General features: G+C 65.9%; 23 protein-coding genes. 6 read left to right on the forward strand and 17 right to left on the reverse strand.

From position 1 onward, the window contains the following. Positions 1–3 precede the first annotated feature (3 nt). The 3 genes from KG104_RS12585 to KG104_RS12595 form a co-directional block, all read right to left on the reverse strand. On the reverse strand, positions 4–762 hold the full coding sequence (locus tag KG104_RS12585) for an NUDIX hydrolase (RefSeq protein WP_104160599.1): 759 nt from the start codon (positions 760–762) through the stop codon (positions 4–6). 122 nt (positions 763–884) lie between these two features. Next, on the reverse strand, positions 885–1601 hold the full coding sequence (locus KG104_RS12590; RefSeq protein WP_207348037.1) for a GNAT family N-acetyltransferase: 717 nt from the start codon (positions 1599–1601) through the stop codon (positions 885–887). A gap of 28 nt (positions 1602–1629) precedes the next feature. Then, positions 1630–2133 (reverse strand): Lrp/AsnC family transcriptional regulator, encoded by a 504-nt coding sequence (locus KG104_RS12595; RefSeq protein ID WP_104052419.1) that lies wholly within the window; start codon positions 2131–2133, stop codon positions 1630–1632. A 172-nt stretch (positions 2134–2305) separates the two neighbouring features. On the opposite strand from KG104_RS12595, the gene KG104_RS12600 reads away from it, so the two are divergent. Next, positions 2306–3724 (forward strand): amino acid permease, encoded by a 1419-nt coding sequence (locus KG104_RS12600; protein ID WP_372434182.1) that lies wholly within the window; start codon positions 2306–2308, stop codon positions 3722–3724. A 250-nt stretch (positions 3725–3974) separates the two neighbouring features. Here KG104_RS12600 and KG104_RS12605 read toward each other — a convergent pair whose 3' ends face one another. Then, positions 3975–4301, reverse strand: a complete 327-nt coding sequence (locus KG104_RS12605) for a hypothetical protein (protein ID WP_207348086.1) — start codon at positions 4299–4301, stop codon at positions 3975–3977. A 155-nt stretch (positions 4302–4456) separates the two neighbouring features. Between KG104_RS12605 and KG104_RS12610 the strand changes: the two genes are divergently transcribed. Both KG104_RS12610 and KG104_RS12615 read left to right on the forward strand, forming a co-directional pair. Continuing rightward, a complete protein-coding gene (locus tag KG104_RS12610) occupies positions 4457–5269 on the forward strand; it encodes an alpha/beta fold hydrolase (RefSeq protein ID WP_237688594.1) in 813 nt (270 codons plus the stop codon). 236 nt (positions 5270–5505) lie between these two features. Further along, positions 5506–6450, forward strand: coding sequence for a serine/threonine-protein kinase (locus tag KG104_RS12615; RefSeq protein ID WP_104052420.1), 945 nt, complete (start codon positions 5506–5508; stop codon positions 6448–6450). Positions 6451–6539: 89 nt separating this feature from the next. On the opposite strand, the gene KG104_RS12620 is transcribed toward KG104_RS12615, so the two are convergent. From KG104_RS12620 to KG104_RS12640, 5 genes are all read right to left on the reverse strand, one after another. Further along, positions 6540–6710 carry a hypothetical protein gene (locus KG104_RS12620; RefSeq protein ID WP_181032240.1) on the reverse strand — a complete coding sequence of 57 codons (171 nt, stop codon included), beginning with the start codon at positions 6708–6710 and terminating at the stop codon, positions 6540–6542. A gap of 173 nt (positions 6711–6883) precedes the next feature. Further along, a complete protein-coding gene (locus KG104_RS12625) occupies positions 6884–8239 on the reverse strand; it encodes an MFS transporter (protein ID WP_207348036.1) in 1356 nt (451 codons plus the stop codon). 103 nt (positions 8240–8342) lie between these two features. After that, entirely contained in the window at positions 8343–11438 is a 3096-nt protein-coding gene (locus KG104_RS12630) for an AAA family ATPase (protein WP_207348035.1), read from the reverse strand. Next, complete coding sequence (locus tag KG104_RS12635; RefSeq protein ID WP_207348034.1) at positions 11435–12598, reverse strand: exonuclease SbcCD subunit D; 1164 nt, start codon at positions 12596–12598, stop codon at positions 11435–11437. The genes KG104_RS12630 and KG104_RS12635 overlap by 4 nt, the downstream gene beginning before the upstream one ends. A 154-nt stretch (positions 12599–12752) precedes the next feature. Then, positions 12753–13772: an MIP/aquaporin family protein gene (locus tag KG104_RS12640; protein ID WP_207348033.1), complete on the reverse strand. Its 1020-nt coding sequence runs from the start codon at positions 13770–13772 to the stop codon at positions 12753–12755. A 133-nt stretch (positions 13773–13905) separates the two neighbouring features. On the opposite strand from KG104_RS12640, the gene KG104_RS12645 reads away from it, so the two are divergent. Next, positions 13906–15027: an ADP-ribosylglycohydrolase family protein gene (locus tag KG104_RS12645; RefSeq protein WP_372434181.1), complete on the forward strand. Its 1122-nt coding sequence runs from the start codon at positions 13906–13908 to the stop codon at positions 15025–15027. Between the two features lie 6 nt (positions 15028–15033). Here KG104_RS12645 and KG104_RS12650 read toward each other — a convergent pair whose 3' ends face one another. From KG104_RS12650 to clpS, 8 genes are all read right to left on the reverse strand, one after another. Beyond that, positions 15034–16050, reverse strand: a complete 1017-nt coding sequence (locus KG104_RS12650) for a 3'-5' exonuclease (protein WP_207348032.1) — start codon at positions 16048–16050, stop codon at positions 15034–15036. Positions 16051–16163: 113 nt separating this feature from the next. Further along, complete coding sequence (locus KG104_RS12655) at positions 16164–16862, reverse strand: DedA family protein (protein ID WP_104052427.1); 699 nt, start codon at positions 16860–16862, stop codon at positions 16164–16166. 141 nt (positions 16863–17003) lie between these two features. Next, positions 17004–17636, reverse strand: a complete 633-nt coding sequence (gene rdgB / locus KG104_RS12660) for an RdgB/HAM1 family non-canonical purine NTP pyrophosphatase (RefSeq protein WP_104052428.1) — start codon at positions 17634–17636, stop codon at positions 17004–17006. Continuing rightward, positions 17633–18427, reverse strand: a complete 795-nt coding sequence (gene rph, locus KG104_RS12665) for a ribonuclease PH (RefSeq protein WP_104052429.1) — start codon at positions 18425–18427, stop codon at positions 17633–17635. The genes rdgB and rph overlap by 4 nt, the downstream gene beginning before the upstream one ends. Positions 18428–18501: 74 nt before the next feature. Beyond that, positions 18502–19353, reverse strand: coding sequence for an MBL fold metallo-hydrolase (locus tag KG104_RS12670; protein ID WP_104052430.1), 852 nt, complete (start codon positions 19351–19353; stop codon positions 18502–18504). Continuing rightward, entirely contained in the window at positions 19354–20334 is a 981-nt protein-coding gene (gene murI, locus KG104_RS12675; protein WP_104052431.1) for a glutamate racemase, read from the reverse strand. Positions 20335–20393: 59 nt separating this feature from the next. After that, a complete protein-coding gene (locus KG104_RS12680) occupies positions 20394–20951 on the reverse strand; it encodes a DUF2017 domain-containing protein (RefSeq protein WP_104052432.1) in 558 nt (185 codons plus the stop codon). 63 nt (positions 20952–21014) lie between these two features. After that, the gene (gene clpS / locus KG104_RS12685) at positions 21015–21347 is read right to left on the reverse strand and encodes an ATP-dependent Clp protease adapter ClpS (RefSeq protein ID WP_104052433.1); all 333 of its coding nucleotides are present in this window, start codon (positions 21345–21347) and stop codon (positions 21015–21017) included. A gap of 86 nt (positions 21348–21433) precedes the next feature. Between clpS and KG104_RS12690 the strand changes: the two genes are divergently transcribed. Further along, positions 21434–22765, forward strand: coding sequence for a nicotinate phosphoribosyltransferase (locus KG104_RS12690; RefSeq protein ID WP_104053656.1), 1332 nt, complete (start codon positions 21434–21436; stop codon positions 22763–22765). Continuing rightward, positions 22762–23385, forward strand: a complete 624-nt coding sequence (locus KG104_RS12695) for an isochorismatase family protein (RefSeq protein ID WP_104052434.1) — start codon at positions 22762–22764, stop codon at positions 23383–23385. Before KG104_RS12690 ends, KG104_RS12695 begins: the two co-directional genes overlap by 4 nt. The last annotated feature ends 117 nt before the right edge of the window (positions 23386–23502 follow it).

Below are 23502 nucleotides of genomic sequence, written 5' to 3' on the forward strand. Positions count from 1 at the left end.
GGGTTAGTGCTCCGTTGCTGGGTTGGTCCGGGCTGGCGGGTCTGCCGGTGTTTCGGGTTGTCCGGTCAGGAGCGCTCCGGTGTAGCGGTACAGGCGCGGCGGACGGTGCCTGCCGCCCTGCAAATACTGGTCCGTGGCTTCGATGTCCGCGGCTGCACGCAGCTGGCGCCGGAAGTTGGCCGGTTCCAGCTCGCGGCCCAGCACGGCTTCGTAGACTTCCCGCAGCTGCGCCAGGGTAAAGGTGTCACCCAGGAAGGCATAGGCGATGGAACCGTATTCCATCCGGTTGCGCAGCCGCCACAGGGCGTACTCCACAATCTCGTTGTGGTCGAAGGCCAGCTCCCCCACCGCGGCGGCCGGAAACCAGCGGACGTTGTCATCCTCCCGGGACAAAGCTGCTTCGTCGGGCTGCACGAGGGCCCAGTAGACGATGGATACCACTCGCGGCGACGGCGACCGGTCGGTCCCGCCGAAGGCATAGAGCTGCTCCAAATACTTCGGTGCGAGTCCGGTGGTCTGCGCCAGGTTGCCGGCTGCTGCCTCCTGCAGCGACTCGCCTGCGCCCAACGGCCCGCCGGGCAGTGCCCACAGGCCGCGGAACGGCTCGCGGATGCGGCGCACCAGCGGCAGCCACAGTGCGGGGCGTCCGGTGTCGGGGTCCGGGCGGAGAGCAAAGATGACGGTGGAGATGGCCAGTGCCGGGGGCTGCCGTGCCCGTTCGGAAACGTTCGCGTATCTGTGCGCCGGATGCTGGTAAACCACTGGGCCCTTTCCGGCCGGTCCCCGGGCCAAAGCCTGGAGGAAAGAGTAAAAGTCAGGATGACTCTAACTCATTTCGGACCAAAGGCGTGCGAGGTGTGTCACATTTTTGGCTGCGGGCCGGATCAGATCCCTGCGGACGGAAGGATCACGCTTGTCTGGCTGCCGGCATGGACAAAGCCCGCCCGCAGGGCCGTCCGGCAGGACGCAGCGTTATCCGTCCGGGCACGCCACTGCGGGATGAGGCCAGCAGTGATGGCCGCCTCCGCGGCCAGCTGGGAGACACGCAAAGCGTGTCCGCGGAATCTTTCACCCGGGGCCGTGAGGACTCCCATGTGAGCGAGTGCGCCTGCCCAGACGTCATAGCCGGCGCCGGCGACCGGCCGGGCCGGGCTGTCCCTGCCATCCATGAGGATCCAGACGTGCTCAGTGTCGCTGAGGCCAGCTTCCTCCGCATCCTCAGGCAGGCAGGCACTTTCGAGCATGACCGCATCATTGCGTCCCAGGCTCACCGGCAGCGAAGGACCGGCGGCCGGGGGCACGGTATCGCAAAAGAAGAGGGAGGCTTCTCCCAGCGCCTGCCCGTTATGCGGAAGACTCAATTCCAGCAGGACGGAGTGCCGGGCCAGCTGGGCGTCGGTCAGGGTGCGTGCCGCCGCCATCGCCCACGCCGGCCCCACCAGCACGCCCTTTCCGAACAGTGAAACGAACATCAGCAGCGGGCTGTCCCTGCTTTCACGGTACGTCCGGGTACTTGCGTCCGCCATCTCTTCTTCGTCGATGTCCAGAATCCGGGACCAGGCGAATTGGATGTTCCGTATCGTGGCGGACTGCAGCTCCATGCGGCATTTGTAGCACGGGAACCAAAGATTAGGCAGGATCGGCAGCCTGCTGCTCGGCCGGGTCCGCGCCGGACGCCGCCTCCAGCAGCGGTAGGGTCCGGCCGTCAAAATGCGTGTTCAGCACGATCACGGATGAGGACCGCACAATGGTGCGGGTCGCCACGATGGAATCTATGACGCGCTGGAGGTCCGAGTTGGAGCGGGCGGCGACCCGGGCCAGCAGATCGCTCTCGCCGGAGACGGTGTGAATCTCCTGGATCTCCGGGATACGGGCCAGAGCGGCAACCACGGCATCGTGGCCAATGTCCTGGCTGATGGTCAGCGAGCAGTAGGCAAGCACCGAGTAGCCCAGTGCCGCCGGATCAATCCGCGGCCCCCATCCGGAAATGACTCCCGCCTTCTGCATTCGGTCCAACCTTGCCTGCACGGTGGCGCGGGCCACCTGCAGCGTGCGCGAGGCTTCAAGGACGGACATCCGGGGCTCGTCAGTGAACAACGCGATAATGCGTGCATCCAAGGCATCTGTGGGCATGCTTCCCTTCCCCCGCACGGCGAAATGCTGTGCAAACTGCAAGCATAGTGGCACAAATCATACGCATACTGAGCGACGTGCACTCACGGCATAAGATGGTTAGTTATGGCCGCGGCCGGTTTTCGGCACTCCACTCTTCACGGCATCCCCAACTTCAAAGGTGTCTTTTTTCATGACCACCCGAACGTCCGCGACCGGTTCAACCGGACCAGCCGCACCGGCACCGTCTGGATCTCCCACCGTGCGCAAGATGCGCCCCCGCCATTTGGTCTTCATGAGCCTGGGCAGCGCCATCGGCACCGGACTGTTTGTCGGTTCCGGCGCCGGAATCCAGGCGGCAGGACCCGCGGTTCTGCTGTCCTTCCTGATTGCCGGCACCATGGTCATCCTCGTCATGCGGATGATGGGCGAAATGGCCGCGGCAGACCCCAGCAGCGGAGCCTTCTCCGTATATGCCGAGAAGGCACTCGGCCGCCCGGCCGGAACGACCATCGGCTGGTTGTGGTGGCTGCAGTTGGTGATAGTCATCGCCGCCGAGGCAACGGCTGCGGCGGCAATTGTTGCCTCCATGTGGCCCGGTTCGCAGCAGTGGCTGCTGGCGCTGGTGTTCATGAGCCTGTTTACGGCCATCAATTTGGGCGGCGTCGCCAGCTTCGGAGAGTTTGAGTACTGGTTTGCACTGCTCAAAGTATTGGCGATCGTGGCGTTCCTCGCCATCGGCGTCGCCTTCATTGCCGGGTGGCTGCCCAACGTCCCGGCTCCCGGGCTGAGCAACCTGACCGGCAACGGCGGCTTCATGCCGCACGGATGGAGCGGGGTCGGCGCCGGACTGCTGCTGGTGGTCTTCGCGTTCGGAGGCACCGAGATCGTGGCTGTCGCGGCCGCCGACACCGAGGAGCCCGAAACCAACATTGCCAAAGCCATCACCTCGGTGGTCTGGCGCATCCTGGTTTTCTACATCGGGTCAGTCCTGGTGATCGTCACGATCCTGCCGTGGGACAGCGAGTCCCTGAGCACCGGGCCCTTTGTGGCCGCACTGGCGGAGGCACGTGTTCCGGGTGCCGACGTTGTGATGGCCGTGGTGATTGTGGTGGCCCTGCTCTCGGCGCTGAACGCAAATCTTTATGGCGCTTCACGGATGGTGTTCTCACTCGCTGAGCGCGGCAGGGCTCCCCGGGCGCTCGCCCGCAAGGGCGCCAGCGGTGTCCCCCGTGCCGCCGTGGCTGCCTCGGTGGCTTTCGGTTTCCTGACGGTGGCACTGAACTATCTGTACCCCGAAACGGTTCTCATGATCCTGTTGAACCTGGTGGGTTCCACCTGTCTGGTGGTCTGGGGCGTTTCAATTGTTTCGCAGATTATCCTGCGGCGCCGTGCCGAGTCCGCAGGCGTGGAACTGCGGTTCAAGATGTGGGCGTTCCCCTGGCTTTCCTACTTTGCGCTGGCCCTGCTGGCCGGCATTGTGGTGCTCGGCTTCCTGGACCCGGCGGTCCGGATTCAGCTGCTGGCAACACTCGCCCTGACCTGCGCACTGTCTTTTGCCGCGTGGCTCATGGACCGCAGCGCAGTGAAGTCCGGCCGCCAGCTTAAATAGCTAAAATTCACCGGACCCGCATTTTTGCGTTTATGCGTGGGTAATTTGCAGCAATTAGCAAACACCGCGGAATGTTATCCAGAATCTCGGCGCGGCATAAAAGCCGTAAAGAGTAGTTCGTCATTGATGGGGCCGGCATTATTGCCCCGTGGCCAACAGCCGCGAAGAAGCTTTTCTTGAATACTTCGCGGCTGCGGGCGTTCCGGGGGCTGCCTGCTGCACGCTGCCCCTGGCGCTAGTGACCCTGGCGCTACTGACCCTTACGCTTCTTGGGTGCAAGCTCCGACTCGGCACTCATCTTGGCCCTTTTTTCGGCCCGCTTGTCCTTGATGGACTTGCCGGGCTTTTTCTCGTTTGAACCCTGCGGGGATTTACCTGACAATTTAGGCTCCTCTGAAAGAACAAATACGGATAGCCTCGACCATACCCGGTAAAAAAATAAAAGCCAGTCCTCACTGCTTCCGACTTCACCGACCCGGCACAGAAATACTCTCCCAACAGTTGACTGTCGTAGAAATGCCCCCTGGAGCCCATGAAAAGGTCGCCGTCGCAGCACTTCACGGAAGGTGCCGGCCACGGCGGCTCCTTCTGTGAAGGACCACACCGCGCGGCGCGGCAGGGGGACTTCCGGGAAAATCGACGTACCGTATCTCTCGGGACCGCTTTGAAGATGACGAATCCCCGTACATCGAACCCGTCTCCCCTGGACCCAGCAAGCATTGGAGTACCGGCGTGGCCGAAACCCCTGTCCCCCTGCAGGTACGAGCCGTGGAAGGCATCAATCCCGGCCTGTTTGCCGAAGTTGTCCTGCCCGGCGGCGGCGCACGGCCAATGCGACCGGTGCTGCTCCTGCACGGCTTCGCCTCCTCGTCGCAGCTGAATTGGCACAACACGGGCTGGGTGAACACTTTGACCGCCGCCGGCAGAACGGTAATCACCGTGGACCTGCCCGGACACGGGCGCAGTGCTGCACCCGCCGATCCGGCAGCCTACCGGCCCAGCCGTATCCGGGCGGACCTGCTGCAGCTGCTGACGGATGCCGGCGTTCTCCCGCTGGCCGACGGCGACCCGGCGTCAGGCGTGGACATCGTCGGCTATTCCCTGGGCTCCCGGCTGGCCTGGGAGCTTGGGTCCACCCAGCCCGATCTGGTGCACCGCATGGTCCTGGGTGGTCCGGGCAGCAGCGATCCGCTTGCCGATTTTGATCTGGCGGGTGCACGGGAGATCCTCGCCGGGCGCTCAGAGAGGGCCGACGGCGTCACGGCCGAGCTGCTGCGAATGGCACAGGTGATTCCCGGCAACGACATGGCAGCCTTGCTGGGAATGGTGGAAGCGATCAAGGAAGAACGGTTTGTTCCGGCCGGTGCCGCTCCCCGGATGCCGCTGCTGCTCGTGGCCGGCGACCTCGACACTTTTGCAACCGGCATCCCGGAGCTGGCAGAACTGTCCGGTCAGGCGGAGGTGCTCCTGCTGCCTGGCCGCACCCATGCCAACGCCGTCACCTCACGAACCTTTAAGCAGGCGGCTGTCTCATTCCTTGCCTGAACGTCGCCTCCCCCGGCGCCGGGGAACATGTGCGTGATGGCATATTACGAGTTGATAAAACCGGCAACGGGGTGCGCACTGCCGCTAAGTCAGCAGGATATGATGATTTGGCGAGCAGAGCAGAAGCGTTTTAATCAGGCTACTGATCAATTTCGGTTATCCGTGACAGGACTGACACCCGAATGCCGCCTGCCGCTCTTTCTTCTTTATGTCGATTCACCTCAAGGAGGACACCCGTGGATGTACTCCTTGGGCACCGATACCGCACCGTTGAGCTTTTGGGCACCGGCGGCGCTGCTTCGGTTTACCGCGCAGTGGATGAGAACCTAAACCGGGAAGTTGCCGTCAAACGCTTCCATCCCGACGTCAGTGATGACGATGAGTTCCGCCGCCAGCAGACCGAGACGCTGCTGCTGGCCACGCTGAACCATCCCGGGTTGGTGACTTTGCTCGATGCAGGCACCTTCGAAGAGGAAGACGGCCGGGCATCAACCTATCTGGTCATGGAGCTCGTGGACGGACCTGACCTTCGCAAAACGCTCAAATCCGGTCCGCTGACGCCGTCAGGAACCGCCTCATTGGGCGCCGACCTGGCAGATGCCCTGAATTATGTGCATTCCAACGGGGTCATTCACCGGGATGTGAAGCCCGCGAATATCCTGCTGTATCCGCAGGATGAAAACGACACCCGGCTCTACCCGAAGTTGACGGATTTTGGCATCGCCCGAATGACTGACGCAACTATGGCCACCGCACACGGCGCGACCATCGGCACGGCAAACTATTTGAGCCCGGAACAGGCACTGGGCGGTGCGGTTGAGCCGCGCACCGACATCTACTCCCTGGGCCTGGTGCTTCTGGAATGCCTGACCGGAGAAAAAGCCTTTCCGGGCCCTACCGTCGAGTCCGCCGTCGCACGCTTGGTCCGAGATCCGGAGATTCCGGCGGACCTTGGCACCGAGTGGGTGGACCTGTTGAAGTCAATGACGGCAAGGACTGTGGAGGCCCGTCCCGAAGCCCACGATGCGGCGGGCGCCCTCCGGGCTCTGGCCGCAGAGTCCGACGCCCTTCAGCATGCTGTTGCCTCCGCAGACTTCGGCCCTGACGACGCCGTCACCGGCGGAGTCACCACCGGGAATATTTACATTCCGCTGCCGCCGGCACACGCACCCAGCCTTTAGAAGAGCCGGGGCGGGGCCAGCGAACGGCACAAAGAAGCCCGGACCGATTCATGTCGGTCCGGGCTTTCTCCATCCCAGCGCGGCTTGTCCTACTTGGAACCTTCGGCCGACTCCTGGTCTTCCTCCGGCTCAAAATTCGAGGGCTCATCCGTGGACGCGGCGGCTACGCCGTCCTCGGTGTCGGGGATGGTGCCCTCGGGACCCGTGGTCTTCTCCCCGCCCTTGGACTGGTCCTCGTTGGGGTTCTTTTCGCTGCCCATGGTGGGTCTCCTCATCCGCTGCGGCTCCCGCCGACTATTCCGGCGCTTCCTTCGATACTAAGGCACCTGAGCATGGACGGGACAGCGGCCGGGCCGCACCGTTCCCAAACCGGCCGCTGCGGCCGGTTTGGGAACGTGCCGCTGGCCGGGTTGGAACCGGACCGCTGAGACAATCAGGCGCGACGGCGGCGCGAGGCGACGGCCCAGCGGGTGACCAGGCTCAGCACCAGCAGTGCAGCCGCCGCACCCACTGTGACCATGAAGGCCGCCTGGTGACCGTGGCTGTCCGCGAGCCGGCCGGCCAGGGCGGCACCCAGCGCGGTTCCGGTAACAACTCCGCTGGCCAGCATGGTCATGACCGTGCCCATCAGGTGACGGGGTGCAACCACCGCTCCAATACCAAAAATGCTGACCATGGTGGGGCCCACCGGAATGCCCAGAACAAAGAGCGCCACCAGCATGGTGGGAATGTCAGCGGGGAATAAGAGGAGCACGGAGAACGCCGTCATGGCAGCGGCTGCGGCCATCCACCGCGCTGCCGGTCCGAACCGTTCGGGCCAGAAGGCCACGGACAGAGCTGCGGCGGCCGAGCTGATTCCCATAACCGCGTACAGCAGGCCGGCGGCCGAGGAGATGTCGAAGAGGCCGCCGAAAGCGGTGAGGCTGGTTTGCGTTCCGCCGAAGAACGTTCCCATGGCCACCATGCCGAGGACGGGGAGCGCAATGAGCAGCCAGTCGGCACGCGGCTCCACGGCGGCGGGCGCGGCCTCTTCGCCGGCGGCAGCGGCAGCGGTTTCCCGCCCTTCGCGGGCTGCACGTGCAGCACGGGCCGGAACCACGGTGCGGACCGTGGGATGCACGGCAAAAGCGCTGACCATGCTCAGGGTCAGGACAGCGGCGATGGCCAGCGGGAGCCAGGGTGCGACGGCGGCGGCGAGCAGCCCGACGAGCGCCGGACCGAGGACGAAGCTCAGTTCATCCGCGGTTCCTTCATAGGACATGGCGGTGTCCAGGTCCCGGGTGCCCGTGGAGTTTTTCCCCGCCGTCATGGCCATCCAGCGGACACGCGCGAGCGGACCCACCTGGGGACACGTGGCCCCCATCAGAAAGGCGGTGGCGAACGCCGCGTAGGGGGTGGAAGCATCAGGCAGCTGAAAGGCCATGTACAGGGTTAATGCGATGGCCAGCGGGTTGACGACGGCGGCGGTCAGCAGAACCGGCCGCTGCCCGACACGGTCGGCCACATAGCCAAGGATGGGAGCGCCGAGGGCCGAGCCGATGCCGACAGCACCGGCAGCCAAACCGCCGGTGGCGTAGGAACCGGTGACACTCGTGACCAGGGTCAGGGCACCGATGGTCAGCATGGCCAGGGGAAGCCGGGCCAGGAAGGCGACCGGGACAAAACCGCGGCCCGCCATTGCGAAAATCCGGGCGTAGCGGCCGGCAGTTTCTGCGGCGGCCTGGTCCGGAGCAGGGTCCTGATCGGGAGCCTGAGGGGAGATGGAAGGGGAAGACAAGTTATTACTCATGCGATGTCCAGATACGTTGCATCGCGCATCGTCCCCCCTCCCGATGCGCCGAACCCGGTTACGCATCAAGCTTACCTTCCCATCGGGATCTCTGCAGGGCGGCCTACACCCCCACCGGGTTCCCGGCAGAGAAGCGGACGGAAGACCCGTTGCGCCCCTTGGTGATCTGCAGCTGCGCCCCGATCCGCTGCTTCATTTCCGCCACGTGGCTGACCAGCCCCACTACCCGGCCGCCGTCGCGCAGCCCTTCCAGTGCGTCCATGACCTGTTCCAGGGAGGTCTCGTCCAAGCTGCCGAAACCCTCATCAACGAACAGGGTCTCGATGCTCACACCCCCTGCTTCCTGCTGGACAACGTCGGCCAGGCCCAGAGCAAGGGCCAAAGATGCCATGAAGCTCTCGCCCCCCGAAAGAGTGGAGGTGTCCCGGTGCTGCCCGGTCCAGGCATCAGTGACGTGCAGGCCCAGTCCGGACTTCTTGTTGCCGGCGGTGGAGTCGCTGTGCACCAGCGCATAACGACCGCCCGTCATCGCTGACAACCGTTCAGTGGCGGCCGCGGCCACCTGCTCCAGGCGTGCAGCCAGCACGTAGGTGCTCAGTGTCATCTTGTAGCCGTTCTCCCCTCCCCCGCGCGCTGTGTCGGTGACAGAGCGCAGAAGGTTGTACCGCTCCTCCAGGGGACGGATCCGTTCGGCGGCCGCTGCCAGTTCCACTCCATAGGACTGCAGCGCCTTCGTGGATGCTTCCAGCAGACCCAGCTGGACCGAGCATTCCGTCAGTCGGGTGCGGGCGGACGCAGCGGCGTCCGAGGCGAGGACCAGATCCTCCTCTTCGGGCACCGGAAGGGGTTCGCCGTCCCCGTCCACATCGGCTGCCGAGTCCTCGCTTTCACGGCGCAGAACCAGCCGCTGGCCCTCCTGGTCGTACCGGCTCACGGTGAGTTTGGCGTCGGCGGCGGCTCCCTCATCCAACAGGGCTCCGCGCACATCCTGAACGGTGTCGAAGTCGGAATCCCGCAGCCGGGCAGCCAGGTCGTCGTCGGCCTCGGCTGCGTTGTCCCGCGCTGTCTGCAGCTCGGCGAGGGATCGCCGCGCCGCACTGATGAGGGTGCGGAGCCCGGCAAGGCAGTTCACTCTCTCGGCGAGTGTCGCGAAACCGTCTCGGGCAGCCTGCACACGGCCGGTGAGATCGGCGATCCGGCGCTCTGCCGACAGCTGCTGCTCCTGCGCCTGCGCCGCAGCAACCAGCGCTGCGGCCGCTTCCTCGGCAAGGTCGTCCAATTTTTGGGTCAGCTCCGCGCAGCGCGCGACGGCGGTGTCCAGTGCTGCGGCAGCAGCCACAGCCGCCGCCAGGGCACTCTCCGCTGCTTCTTCCTGTGCCTTGGCTGACTCCGCATCCCCGTCACCGCCCTGGATCCGCAGTTCGGCGAGGCGGCGGTTGTCCTTGTCCGCGCGCAGCCGTGCGGCTTCGAACGCGGCTTCCGCGGACCGGGTGAGCCGGCGTGCCTCATCCTCGTCCTGCTTGGTGACGGCGTTTTCGCCGTCGGGCAGAGCAGCCGGGGCGGGATGAACGCTGCTGCCGCAGACCGGGCAGCCCTTCCCGTCCTCCAGCCGTCCCGCCAGCTCCGCTGCTGCTTGATCCAACCGGCGCTGCTGCAGGTCCTGCCATGCCTGGCGGAGGTCCTGGTAGGTTCCGCGCAGGCGTGCCGCCTCCGCCTCGGACTCTGCAGCGGTGACAGAGGCATGCGCGTACTCGCTGATGGCATGTGTCAGGGCACGCGCCCGGTCCACCTCTTTCTGCGCGGTTTCCTGCCGGGAGGCCTGCTGCCGAAGCGATTCCAGTTCCCGGGTCACCTCGGACTGTTCGGCACGGAGCGTCTCCCCCGCGGCCTCGGCTGCAGCGGCCGCGGCCCGGCTGGTACTGCCCCGGTTAACCGCGTCAGTGAGCTCCGCTTTCAGGTCGCCGATGCGTTCTTCCTCGGCCAGCGCAGCTTCGGCGGCGCCAAGCTCCGCGGTCAACCGGTCCTCGGCGGCAAGCAGCACCGGCGCAAAGTCGCCTTCCGCCGCTGCCGTTTCGGTGAGCCCGAACCCTGCTGCCAGAGCATGCCCCAGCAGCGCCTCCTGTGCCTGCCCCGCCGTTTCCTCCCGAACCCGAAGCCGTTCCCGGGCGGTATCGACGGCGCGGACGAAACCGCTCAATGACTCGGCACGAAGGTGCCGTTCGAGGGCATCGCGCACAGGTTCCACTTCATCCCGGCGGGCGGCATGAGCCTGTTCATCACGCTCGAGCTGTTCCCGGGCAATTCCGCGGGCACGGCGCGCTTCCACGTCCGAACGCGTGTGCTCCGCTTCCCGCAGTGCAGCGGCAAGGACGGTGTGCTCTTCCCGTGCAGCCTCCGTACGCGCAGCAAGCAGCCGGCGGAATTCTTCCACCCCGGCCGCCTCTCCGGTTCCGGGCTGATCTGCTTCCGCGTCCCCGCCTGTGTCCGGGGCAGCGCCGTCCGCATCCCCGGCAGTGCTCTCCGCCCAGCGCTCCATTTCATCGCGCGCCCGGCGCATCACATGCTCGCTTTCGGCACGGGCGGCGTTCATCTCGCGCTCGGCTACGGCTAGATCCGCCTTGAGCTGGGCTTCGATGTTCTCGAACCTTGTGGTGCCGAACAGTTTCTGCAGCAGCGCGGACCTGCTGGCTGCGTCGGCCTGCAAGAAGGCTGCGAAGTCGCCCTGCGGCAGCAGAACCACGCGGGTGAACTGCTCCTTGTCCATGCCCATCAGGGCCCTGATCTCGACGCCTGCTTCATCATTGCGTGCGGTCTTCTGGACCCACTCCCCGTTTACGAGTTCGCGCAGGGTGGTCTTCGCCTGCTCGAGCACGGTTTTTCCGGTGCCGCGCTTGGCCGGACGGTCCCAGGCCGGGGTGCGCACCACTTCGAAGCGGCGGTCGCCGGAACTGAACTCGCACAGGACCTCAGGGGCGGTGTCCGGTGCCGCGTGGTCGCTGCGCAGCCGCTTGGAGGTTTGCCGGGAACCGGGAACGGATCCGTACAGGGCATAGCAAATGGCATCCAGGATGCTTGTTTTTCCCGCACCTGTGGGGCCGTTGAGCAGGAACAGTCCGTGGGCGCCGAGCTCATCGAAGTCGATGACCTGCCGGTCCGCGAACGGTCCGAAGGCCTGGATTTCCAGCCGGTGGATCCTCACTGTGCAGCCTCCGCTGACTGGACCTTGGACAGGACTTCGGCGAAGAGCTTCTTCTCCTGCTCGTCCGCCTGCCGGGAGCGGACATGGTCCAAGAACCCGCAGCAGATCTCCAGGTCATCCGTGGCCCGGGCCAGCCGCTGGCTGTACGTCTGGTTGGCTGTGCGCGGCCCGGACGCCGGATCAAAGGACAGCACCAAAGTGTCCGGGAAGCGGGTGCGCAGCCGTTCCATGGCTTTGGCGGGACGTTCGTCGTCGGTCAGGGTGATCTGGCAGTAGGCGTCTTCGGCGTCAGCGAGGCCGGGATCTGCGAGCAGGTGCTCCAGCGTCCCCCGCAGGACCGCCAGCCGGCGCGGGGCAGGCCACAGGACAGGTTCCACCGAAGCCAGGCCGCCGGCGTCGAACTCCACCATCAGTCCGCCCTTCTGCTGGCGTGCCTCGGAGAAGGAGTACGGCAGCGGAGAACCGCTGTAACGGACGGACGGGCTCAGTTCCTGCCGGCCGTGCAGGTGGCCCAGGGCGGTGTAGGCGAACGAGTCAAAGAGGTCCAGCGGCACGGCACCCACCCCGCCCACGGTGAGGTCCCGCTCACTGTCCGTGGTGATGCCGCCGCTGGCGAAGACGTGCGCCATGACCACGGGTTGCACCGGCGTTCCGTCCGCGGCCCGGCGCTGCACATCCTCCCGGATCCGGCGGACGGCTTCGCCGATGACGGTTTCATGGTGCGGGGTGTCCACTCCCAGCTCCGGCGCAGCCAGGCGCGGTTCAAGATAGGGGATGCCGTAGACCGCCACGGGTGGACCGCCGGTTTCCAGCAGGACCGGCTCCGGAATCTCAGTGATCCGGGTCCGCAGGTACACGCCGCCGCGCTCGAAGATGCGGCTGCCGAAGCCGAGGCGGGCCGCGGAATCATGGTTGCCGCTGGAGAGGATGACTTTTGCGCCGGCAGCGGTGATGCGGTCCAGGGCCGAATCCAGCAGGCGGACGACGTCGACCCCCGGGAGTGCGCGGTCGTAGACATCTCCGGCGATCAGGACCGCGTCCACCTCCCGCTCACGGACCGTCTCCACGAGCCGGTCGATGAACTGCTGTTGGGCGCTGAGCATCCCCACTCCGTGGAAGGAACGGCCCAAATGCCAATCGGAGGTGTGCAGTATTCGCATACCAACAAAACTACATCGCTGCACTGACACTTCCCGGACACCCCGGACATGACAACGCCCACCCCTGTGCGCCGCAGGACGGCGGGAGGGGCGGGCGTTGGCGGTGAGCTAAGGGGACGAGCCGAGGCAGCCCCGGCGTGTCCCGGTGCCCGGTTTAGCGCCGACCGGTACCCGGGCGGCCGCCGTCGTCGTCGCCGTCAAAGAACCCGCGGGCGTCGTCGTCGTTTTCCCGGGACATCTTCGTCGGTGCCGCGGCTGATGCTCCCGCCACCGTTCCCGTTGCGGTGCCGGACGGGTGCTGTGCCTTGGCCTCCTCAACGTCGGCGTTATCGAGCTCATTGGCATCGGCAGCCTCGTCAGCCAGCAAGTCCGCATCCTCGTCTGTGTCGTCACCGCGCTGCGCATCGGACTCGCTCAGGTGGACGCTGCGGTAGATCAGTCCGGCAATCAGGGCACCCAAAACCGGGGCAGCCCAGAACAGCCACAGCTGCTCCAGGGAATCGCCGCCCGCAAAGATGGCTGCGGCGGTGGAACGGGCCGGGTTCAGGGAGCCTCCGGTGATCGGGGCCAGAATGCTGAGCAGGACCGCGTAGGTCACGCCGACGGCGAAGGCCGCCGAGACAGCGGGAATCCGGCGGGCGGAGGCGCCCAGGAACACGGCAACCAGCAGTGCGGTGGCCACCACCTCGGCGAGCAGTGCGCTGGCGAGCGGGAATCCCAGCTGGTAATCGGTACCGTAGCCGTTGGCCAGCACGCTGAAGATCTGGCGTGTGTCAGTCAGCTCAGGATGGCCCTGAAAGAGGACCCACAGGATCAGGTAGGCCAGGAGCGCACCGATGAGCTGTGCCACGACATAGACGGGAAGTGCTTTCCACGATGTGCGGCCGGCAGCGGCGCTGCCCAGGCTAATGGCCGGGTTGAAGTGTCCTCCGGACACGTAGCCGAAAGCGACCATGGCGGCGGCGGCGGCGAGCCCGACACCCAGCGGGGAAGAAACTCCTCCGGTTCCGCTGAAGATCGCCACGGCTGTTGCGAAGACCAGCAGAAACGATCCCACGCCCTCCGCGATGCTGCGGCCCAGCAGCCCGTAGCTGTGCAGCCGCTTGCGGGGTGCGGTATGGGCGGCGGGTTCTGCGGCGCGCGCGCCGCCGGCGGAGATGGGCTCGGGATTCATTGGCAAAGGTGTCCTCTTCCTCGTTGGTGGAGCTTAGCTTCTTCCGAAGCAAAGCAAACTCACCCAGCTTTCCATTTCCCGCTGTGAACCAGCTGGGGACTCGCTGGGCCTGCATGCTCGATATGCTGGAACCGTGAGCTTGAACCCTGAACAGTCATCTGCCCCTGACCCTTCTCTCAGCGGGTCCGGCGCGGCTTCCTCCCATCATCCGCGCAATGGCCAGTCAGGAAAAGTGCTTGGCTGTCTGTTGGGCGGAGCCCTGGGTGATGCGCTGGGCTATGCGGTGGAGTTTTCCCGCCTGCCTGAGATCCGCAGCGCCTTCGGTCCGGACGGCCTCCGGGACTTTTCCGTCCTGCCGGCGCCTGTTCCGTTCTCCGATGACACCCAAATGACCCTCTACACGGTGGACGGACTCCTGGAAGCGCTGGAATGGGCCAACGCAGGCCTGGGAGCCGACGAAACAGCCTGCCTGTGGCTGGCCTATCTGCGCTGGCTGAAGACCCAGGGCGTCGCGCTAGATCCGGGGGCGCCCAGCCCTCCGGCCCGGTGGATTGATTCCCAGACCGTGCTCCACCACCGCCGCGCGCCGGGGAATGCCTGCCTGTCCGGGCTGTCGGGCCCGGACATGGGCACCAAGTTCCGGCCGGTCAATCCGGATTCCAAGGGCTGTGGAACGGTGATGCGTTCGGCGCCTTTTGGGCTGCTGCCCTATGTGGAGACCGCAATGGTCTACCGGCTCAGCGAAGATGCGGCGGCACTCACGCACGGGCATCCGTCGGCGCTGCACAGCGCGGCAGTGTTCTCGACCCTGATCCACGACCTTCTGGACCCGGCGGCTTCCCTGCAGGACGCCGCAGAGACGGCGCTGGAGCGGGCCGGGGAAAGCGGAGTGCCCGAGCTGGCAGAGCGGCTGGCCGCCGCCGTGTCCCTGGCCCGGTCCGGCCCTGTCCCGCCCGAAAAGCTGACCAGCGCCCTGGGCGAAGGGTGGGTGGCTGAAGAAGCACTGGCGATCGGCCTCTATGCGGCCCTGGCGACGGCGTCAGCCGCCACGCCGCAGGAACACTTCCGTGCCGCCCTGGCACTGGCCGTGAACCACGACGGCGACAGCGACTCCACGGGCTCCGTCACCGGCAACATCCTGGGCACGCTGTACGGCACCGAAGCGCTGCCGGAAGAATGGCTGGCCGCCCTGGACGGCCGCGAGGTTATTGAGGAACTGGCCCGGCAGTTTACCGCCGCAACCACCGCGGGCTAAGCAGGGCTAAGCCTGCCGGAGCGTTCCGGGCCAGGTCCCGTCGATCATGCGCAGGAACTCCGGTTCGGACAGCACCTCAATGCGCTGGCCCTTGCCGTGCAGGTCCAGGACCCGGCGGGCCTTGCCCGTCAGGACGCCGTTGCGCAGGTCCCCGGCTTCAAAGCCGTCTCCCATTACCAGCACGGTGGTGGCCCGGGTGACGTTGGACGCGGGCTTGGCACCAAGATCAGCGGCAAGCTTCTTGGCCGACTCGCGGGACATGCCGAGGTTTCCGCTGAACACCACGGTTTGCCCGTACAGCGGGTGGCTGCTGTCAGCGAGCAGGTTGGGCGGCGGGTTCTCCCCTTCCACCGGCCAGCCTGCCCATCCGGTGGCGGCAGCCTTGGTTTCCGTGCCGGTTCCGCGTTCCAGCGCAGCCCGTGTCGCCTTGGACAGGGCGTCGACGCCGGGGATGTAGGCAGGCAGCCGGGACGGCACCATGCCCTGGACAGCGAAAAAGCCGGGCATGTCCGGGGCTGCGCTGCGGCGCACGATATCCAGCATGATCCCCGCGCACGCCCGGGCGTCCTCCACGGCGTCGTGGTGGTTCTTCAACGGTACTCCCGCGGCCTCGGCCGCGAACGGCAGGGAATGCGACACCAGGGAATAGGTCCGGCGGGAATGCACCACGGAACAGGTGTACTCATAGGCCGGTCCGGGCAGGTCGGAGACCTCCAGTGCGGAGCGGATGACCCCCATGTCAAAGGCGGCGTTGTGGGCCACCAGGAGGTCCTCGCCGATGAACGCGCCGATCTCCGGAAACAGCTCCCCAAAGCGGGGGGCGCCGGCCACCATCGGGGCTTTGATGCCGTGGATGCGGGTGTTGCGTGGATCGAAAAAGTCATGGCCGGCCGGCGGCCGCATCAGCCAGGACACTTCATCAACGATGACGCCGTCCCGCACCTTGACCAGTCCCACCGAACAGGGCGAGCCCCTGAATCCGTTGGCCGTTTCGAAGTCGATGGCCGTGAATTCAATTCCCACGCGGTGTTCGGTTCCTTAGTTCTGTTCAAGCGGGTTCTGTGCAGACACACGTCTGTGAAGGCAGACGGTGCTGCTGTCCTTTGATAAGGCGGTGCGGCAGGGGGCCGCGGAGCCTATTCTCCGTCCACCGGCTGGACCGGAGGGGCTGCCTTCTTGCGCCGGTGCGAGCGGACCTTGCTCACCACGTACCACGCAGCAACCAGGACACACGCCACGATGACGATCTTCTGGAAGATCCCGGCGTATTCCTCCACCACGTGCCAGCTCTCGCCAAGGTAGAACCCGGCAAAGACAAAGATGGCGTTCCAGATCAGGCTGCCCGCCGTGGTCAGGCCCAGGAACTTCCAGATGGGCATCCGTTCGATGCCGGCGGGAATGGAGATGAGGCTGCGGAAGATGGGAATCATCCGGCCAAAGAACACCGCCTTGTAACCGTGGCGGTTGAACCAGGCCTCCACCTTGTCCACGTCCTCCAGGTCCACGAGGGGAACCTTCGAGACCAGGGCACGCATCCGGTTCCGGCCCAGCCAGGCACCAAGTCCGTACAGTGCCCAGGCACCCACGACGGAGCCGAGGGTGGTCCAGATCAGGGCTTCGATGATCGAGAAGTTGCCCTGGCTGGCGGTGAATCCGGCCAGGGGCAGGATCACCTCGCTGGGCAGCGGCGGAAAGAGGTTCTCCAGGGCGATAGCCAGGCCCGCGCCGGGAGCACCAATGGTCTCCATGACGTTGACGGCCCAGTCAGCGACCCCTCCCAGCGCCGATCCGTCGGTATTGGCGGTGGCAACTGAGGCAAGGATCTGTGTAGTCATATTGACCCCAATTCTGCCTTACGGAGGGCCCCCGGTGAAAACCCGACACTGCGCGGCAGCCTGCTCATCGGGTTTTACCGGCGTGGCCGGGGCCGGAACGGGGGCACGGCAGGGACCTGCCCGCCGTCCCCCGGGGCGGCCTTAGGCCAGGGCCGCCACGATCGCCGGGAGCAGGGCACGGAAGGCCTGTCCGCGGTGGCTGATGGCGTTTTTCTCCTCCGGCGAGAGCTCCGCGCAGCTGCGGTCATATCCCTCCGGGCGCAGGATCGGGTCATAGCCGAAGCCGCCGTTTCCGCGTGGTGCTGTGAGAAGGGTCCCACGCAGTTCGGCCCGCTCCACCACGGTGTGTCCGCCGGGCAGGGCCAGCGCCGCGGCGCAGACGAAGGCTGCCCCTCGATGCTCGTCCGCTATGTCCGACAGCTGCGCCAGCAGCAGGTCCAGATTGGCGGCGTCGTCCCCGTGCCGTCCGGACCAGCGGGCGGAGAAGATACCCGGGGCTCCGCCCAGGACGTCCACGGCCAGGCCGGAATCGTCGGCGATGGCCGCCAGACCTGTTGCCTCCGCCACGGCTCGGGCCTTAAGCAGCGAGTTGGCCTCGAAGGTCACACCGGTTTCGGGAACGTCGGGAACTCCTGCGGCGGCGGCATCAATCACCTGGGTGTCGACGTCGAGTCCCTCGATCCGCCCGCGCAGCAGTTCGCGCAGTTCCCGCAGCTTGCCGGCATTCCGGGTGGCCAGGACGAGCCTGGCGCCGGCGGGAACGCCGGTGCTCACTCGTTTTCCCCGCGCGATTCCCCCAGGGTACGGCGCTGGATTTCGGCCAGCTCGGACGTACCCAGCAGGGCCAGGTCCAGCAGGGCGTTCAGCTCGTCGCGGTCAAACGGTGCACCTTCAGCGGTGCCCTGCACCTCTACGAACTTGCCGGAACCGGTGACCACCACGTTCATGTCGGTTTCGGCCCGGACGTCTTCCACATAGGGCAGGTCCAGCATGGGCACACCGTCGATGATGCCCACGCTGATGGCTGCCACGGTGTCCAGCAGGGGCTGGGCGTTGCGAGCAATCAGCTTGTTGTCCCTGGCCCAGGTCAGGGCATCGGCGAGGGCCACGTAGGCGCCGGTGATCGCGGCGGTGCGGGTGCCGCCGTCGGCCTGCAGGACATCGCAGTCCAGGACGATGGTGTTCTCGCCGAGGGCCTTGGTGTCGATGATGGAGCGCAGCGAGCGGCCGATCAGCCGGGAAATCTCGTGTGTGCGGCCGCCGAGCTTGCCCTTGACCGATTCGCGGTCATTGCGGGTATTCGTGGCACGCGGCAGCATGGCGTATTCAGCAGTGACCCAGCCCTTGCCCTCGCCCTTGAGCCAGCGCGGAACACCGGCGGTCAGGGACGCGGTGCACAGCACCTTGGTGTTGCCGAACTCGATCAGCGCCGAACCTTCCGCCTGCTTGGACCAGCCGCGGGTGATGGTGATGTCACGCAGCTGGTCGGGGGTGCGGCCGTCGGAACGGACGACGGCGGAGCCTGCGGAAGGCGTGGAAGAGGCATTGTTTGCTGCTGTAGTCATGAGCCCAGTCTATCGGCCGGCACCCTCCGGACCCGCCTGACCGGCGGGGCTCATCGATAAGGTTTCCCGCGGCCCTAACCGGCCGGAAGAACCCCCGGATTCATGGCCAGCGGCACGGTGAAGGGACTGCCGACGTCGTAGGAGACGCCCGCGACGGCGACCGCCAGGTCTCCCGCGTAGGTTTCCCGGGCCTCGGCAACGGACACGGTTGCGTCATTCCACACGGGAAGGTGGGTGAGCAGCAGCCGGCGCGCGTTGGCGGCGGAAGCGGCGGCACCGGCCCGCCTTCCGGTCAGGTGAACACCCTCGATGGCGTCATCGCGGCCTTCATGGAAAGCTGCCTCGCAAAGGAAGACGTCGCTGTTGCGGGCGGCCTCCTCCAAGCCTGCGCAGGAATCCGTGTCTCCGGAATAGGCCAGGGTGTGGACCACGGGATTGCCTTCGGCGTCGACGCCGGTGGCCTGGACCCGCAGCGCATATGCTTCGTCCGCGGGATGCCGCACCGGATACGGCGTGACCGTGAAGGGGCCGATGGTCACCGGCTCGCCGCTGGTCCAGTGGTGAAACTCAAAGTCCTCATGCATGCCCGGGTCAGCGGGCAGCCCGTAAGCGGTGGCCATGCGGTCCGCCGTGTCCCTGGGGCCCCAGACGAGGATCCGGTCCCGGTTCCAGCCGGCCGGATCCCAGTGCACCGCCACGTGCAGGCCGCATAGATCCATGCAGTGGTCCGGATGCAGGTGGGTCAGCAGGACCGCATCGATGTCGCGCAGGTCCATGTAGCGCTGCAGTGCACCCATGGAACCGTTGCCCAGATCCAGCAGGATGCGCCAGTCGCGCACGCCGTCATTGGCGGTCACGAGGTAGCAGGAGGCGGGAGAGGCCGGTCCGGGAAAGGATCCGCTGCAGCCCACTATGGTCAGTTTCATTTAGGTGCCGTTCCGAAGGGCGCCGTGCGGCCTTCCGTTTTCGCGGTGGATGGAGCGGGCTGCGGCAACCATCTCCGGGGTGACCCGGGCCATGCTGCCGGTTGGATAGTGGGCGGCCACGTTCTCGACGTGTTCAACGCTGAGGACTTCGGGGCCAAGGAAACGGCGGGCGAGCAGTTCAAACGACGCCGCGTCCCCCGTGGCCACGAAATGGTGCTGCGGGGCGGTGTCCGCGGTGCGCTGCAGGTTATGCGAAATGAGGGCCCGGTAGACGTCCTTGGCGGTCTCCTCCGCACTGGAAACCAGCGTGACGCCGTCGCCCATCACGTAGGAGATCACACCGGTCAGCAGCGGGTAGTGGGTGCAGCCCAGCACCAGCGTGTCCACGTCCCGGGACTTCAGCGGTGCAAGGTACTCTTCGGCGGTGGCCAGCAGATCCGGGCCGGCAGTGACTCCGGCCTCCACAAACTGCACGAAGGCCGGGCATGCCACGGACGCGATCTCAAGGTGCGGTGCCGCAGCGAACGTGTCGTCGTAGGCGCGGGACCCCACAGTGGCTTCGGTGCCGATCACGCCCACCCGGCCGGAGCGGGTGGCCGCCACGGCACGCCGCACTGCCGGCTGGATAACCTCAATGACAGGAATGCCGTAGCGGCGGGTGTAACGCTCGCGGGCATCCCGCAGCACTGCGGCAGAAGCGGTGTTGCACGCGATCACCAGAAGCTTGACGCCGGAATCCACCAGTTCGTCCATCACGCCCAGCGCATTGGCGCGGACTTCGGCAATGGGCAGGGGGCCGTACGGTCCCTTGGCGGTGTCACCCACGTAAAGAATCGACTCATTGGGCAGCTGGTCGATCACCGCGCGGGCAACAGTCAGTCCGCCCACTCCGGAGTCGAAGATGCCAATGGGTGCATCCTGGCGCTGTGCGTCCTTCAGCGGTTCTTTCGTCAGCGTGGAGTTACCCGGGTCAGAGCTCATAATGTATCGACAATAGCCCTCGCGGGCCCCGGCGCGTACTCAGTACAACGTGCTCTTGATCACAACAGGGAACGAATCATGGCCTGCATCAGTGTCTCCTGAAGCCAGGTGACGAAGTTGTAAACCAAGGCCAGGTAGCCGTCTACGTCCTTGGCCTGGGAGGGGTCCGTGATCCCGTGCAGCCGCTCGGTGTCTTCATCGGTCTCCAGCCCGAGCCGGTCCGCCAGCACCAGCCGCACATCGTTGAGTGCACGGGCAAAATACTGGGCCTGCTCGGCGTTGAGCAGCAGCTGCTTGGACTCCAGATGCACCGACGCCGCCCGCAGTGCCCCGGTCTTGTTTTCCCGCAGCGAGCGCTCGGTGAGGCGGCGGAATTCCAGGGCTTCGCCGTCGTCGCCCTGCACCCCGTCCGGCAGCAGACGGCGCAGCGCGGAGTCATCCGGCACACGTGCGCTCGTGTCCAAACCCACCATGGCAGCCAGCGGGTCCGCATCGGCGGGGGTCTCCGGTTCCAGCATGTTCAGCACATCGGCAAACAGGCTGCGCAGCAGTTCCCGCTCCCCCGCATCCAGCGATGCCGAAATGCCCTTGCGGGTGGATTTGAATCCGGTAGCCACGTCTGTTCCTATCCGCCGGCGGTGCCGGTCTGTGCTGCTTTGGCCGCTGTTGAGGACCGCTGTTTAGGGCTCGTCGGTCTTTTGGAAGGTGGCCCAGAGGCCGAAGGAGTGCATGGCCGTGGTGTCGCGCTCCGCGGATTCGCGGGAGCCGGCGGCAACCACCGATTTGCCCTGCTCGTGCACTTCCATCATGAGCTTGTTGGCTTTGGCCTCCGAATACCCGAAGTAGCTGCGGAACACGTAGCTGACATAGCTCATCAGGTTCACCGGGTCATTCCACACGATCACCACCCACGGCACATCCTTGCCAACCAGGGACTCCGTATCGGTACGCTCGAGGGTGTCGGTGCCCGCTGAAGTGCTCAGGACAGCGCCGGGTGCAGTGCTCAACGTCATGACTCCAATTGTAGGTTGGACCCGGTTGCAGAACCGCCACCGGATGCCTTCTACTCAATAAGCGAACGGGGGATAGAGTTTTGACTGTGAACAGCCCTTCAACGTGGCGCCAACCAAATGCCGCCCTCTATACAGACCATTACGAGTTGACCATGCTGCAGGCCGCCCTGCACTCGGGCACGGCCTCCCGGCGATCAGTGTTCGAGGTCTTCGGCCGCAGGCTGCCCGACGGACGGCGGTACGGCGTGGTGGCCGGCACCGGCAGGATCCTTGAGGCCCTCACGGCCTTCCGCTTCGGCGAGGACCAGCTGCAGTTCCTGGCGGACACCGCCGTAGTGGACGGGCCTACCCTTCAATGGCTGGCGGACTTCCGGTTCTCCGGCAACATCTTCGGCTACGCCGAGGGCGAGGCGTACTTCCCCAATTCGCCAATCCTTACGGTGGAGTCCACCTTCGCCGAAGCCTGCATCCTGGAAACCCTGGTGCTCTCGGTCCTGAACCATGACAGTGCCATCGCCTCGGCAGCGTCCCGCATGGTCATGGCTGCCGGCGGCCGCCCCTGCATCGAAATGGGCTCGCGCCGCACGCACGAGGAATCCGCCGTCGCCGCAGCCCGCGCCGCGATCATCGCCGGCTTCGACAGCACCTCCAATCTGGAGGCGGGGCGCCGGTACGGCCTGAAGACCGTGGGCACCGCAGCCCACTCCTTCACCCTCCTGCATGACACCGAGCGCGATGCCTTCGAAGCCCAGGTGGGCTCCCTTGGCGCCAATACCTCTCTCCTGGTGGACACGTACGACGTCGAAGCCGGCGTGCGCAACGCCGTCGCCGTCGCTGGACGGAAACTTGGCGGCGTCCGGCTGGACTCCGGTGACCTGGTGGCCCAGGCCCGCTGGGTTCGGGAGCTGCTGGATGACCTCGGCAACACGGAAACCCGCATCATGGTGACCTCGGACCTGGACGAATACGCCATTGCCGCCCTGGCTTCTGCTCCGGTGGACGCCTACGGTGTGGGAACCTCCCTGGTTACCGGGTCCGGGGCTCCGACCGCCGGCATGGTCTATAAGCTCGTCAGCCGGGAAGGGGACGACCATGAGTTTGTCTCCGTCGCCAAGGCGGCCAAGAACAAGGCATCCCGCGGCGGGAGAAAGTACGCCCTGCGCCGGCTCAATGAGCACGGAACGGCAACGGCAGAGGTCATCGGCATTGGCCACCGGCCGCTGGATGACGGCAATGACCGTCCCCTGCTGGAGCAGTTCGTTGCCGACGGCGAAATCCTTCCCGGCTGGACCGGGGCCGAAGGCGTGGAGCGTGCAGTCAAACGGCACACCGCGTCACTGGATGAACTGCCCGATGCCGTACACCGCCTGCAGCGCGGCGAACCGGTGATCCCGACAGAATACGAGGAGGAAGCATGACGCGCGCCCTGATTGTTGTTGATGTCCAGAACGACTTCTGTGAAGGAGGTCCTCTCGCCGTTCCCGGCGGTGCCGACACGGCGTCGGACATCACTGACTACATCGAGACGACGCTGGGCCGCTATGACGTTGTGGCCGCCACTCAGGACTGGCACATTGAGCCCGGCGCCCACTTCTCCGACACCCCGGATTACAAGGAGTCCTGGCCGGTGCACTGTGTTGCCGGCACAACCGGAGCCAACCCGCACCCGGACCTGGACACCGAACACATTGATGCCTTCTTCCGCAAAGGCCAGTACGAGGCCGCGTATTCCGGCTTCGAAGGGGTGCTTGCCCCGGAAGACGAAGTGCCTACGGGCGATCTGGACGCGGCCGCCGCACCGGCTGATCCGGCCGAAACGGTAAGCCTGGATGACTGGCTTCGGGAGAACGACGTCGATGAGGTGGTCATTGTGGGCCTGACCACCGACTACTGCGTCCGGGCCACCGCGCTGGATGCCGTCGCGGCCGGCTATGACACGTACGTCATCCCCGAACTGTGCGCCGGAATCGACCGCGCGGATACCCGTGCCGCGCTCGCCGAGCTGGAAGACGCCGGAGTGGAGCTGCTGGACCTGTAAGCGTTCGCGCCTGGCAAGGCTGACCCCTGCCGGTCGGCAAACAGCAGCAGAGGTGCCGGAGCATGTTGCTCCGGCACCTCTGCTGTGTCTTGGGTGTGCACGTATGGCGATCTCGAC

The sequence above is a fragment of the Arthrobacter sunyaminii genome (assembly GCF_018866305.1).
Classification (GTDB): Bacteria; Actinomycetota; Actinomycetes; order Actinomycetales; family Micrococcaceae; genus Arthrobacter_B; species Arthrobacter_B sunyaminii.

Bases quoted from the DNA above. Each gene is read 5' to 3' on its own strand.
- KG104_RS12590 (WP_207348037.1), bottom strand. From the start codon at position 1,601: ATGGAGCTGCAGTCCGCCACGATACGGAACATCCAATTCGCCTGGTCC.
- KG104_RS12595 (WP_104052419.1), bottom strand. From the start codon at position 2,133: ATGCCCACAGATGCCTTGGATGCACGCATTATCGCGTTGTTCACTGAC.
- KG104_RS12600 (WP_372434182.1), top strand. From the start codon at position 2,306: ATGACCACCCGAACGTCCGCGACCGGTTCAACCGGACCAGCCGCACCG.
- KG104_RS12620 (WP_181032240.1), bottom strand. From the start codon at position 6,710: ATGGGCAGCGAAAAGAACCCCAACGAGGACCAGTCCAAGGGCGGGGAG.
- KG104_RS12625 (WP_207348036.1), bottom strand. From the start codon at position 8,239: ATGAGTAATAACTTGTCTTCCCCTTCCATCTCCCCTCAGGCTCCCGAT.
- KG104_RS12635 (WP_207348034.1), bottom strand. From the start codon at position 12,598: ATGCGAATACTGCACACCTCCGATTGGCATTTGGGCCGTTCCTTCCAC.
- KG104_RS12640 (WP_207348033.1), bottom strand. From the start codon at position 13,772: ATGAATCCCGAGCCCATCTCCGCCGGCGGCGCGCGCGCCGCAGAACCC.
- KG104_RS12655 (WP_104052427.1), bottom strand. From the start codon at position 16,862: ATGACTACACAGATCCTTGCCTCAGTTGCCACCGCCAATACCGACGGA.
- rph (WP_104052429.1), bottom strand. From the start codon at position 18,427: ATGACTACAGCAGCAAACAATGCCTCTTCCACGCCTTCCGCAGGCTCC.
- KG104_RS12670 (WP_104052430.1), bottom strand. From the start codon at position 19,353: ATGAAACTGACCATAGTGGGCTGCAGCGGATCCTTTCCCGGACCGGCC.
- murI (WP_104052431.1), bottom strand. From the start codon at position 20,334: ATGAGCTCTGACCCGGGTAACTCCACGCTGACGAAAGAACCGCTGAAG.
- clpS (WP_104052433.1), bottom strand. From the start codon at position 21,347: ATGACGTTGAGCACTGCACCCGGCGCTGTCCTGAGCACTTCAGCGGGC.
- KG104_RS12695 (WP_104052434.1), top strand. From the start codon at position 22,762: ATGACGCGCGCCCTGATTGTTGTTGATGTCCAGAACGACTTCTGTGAA.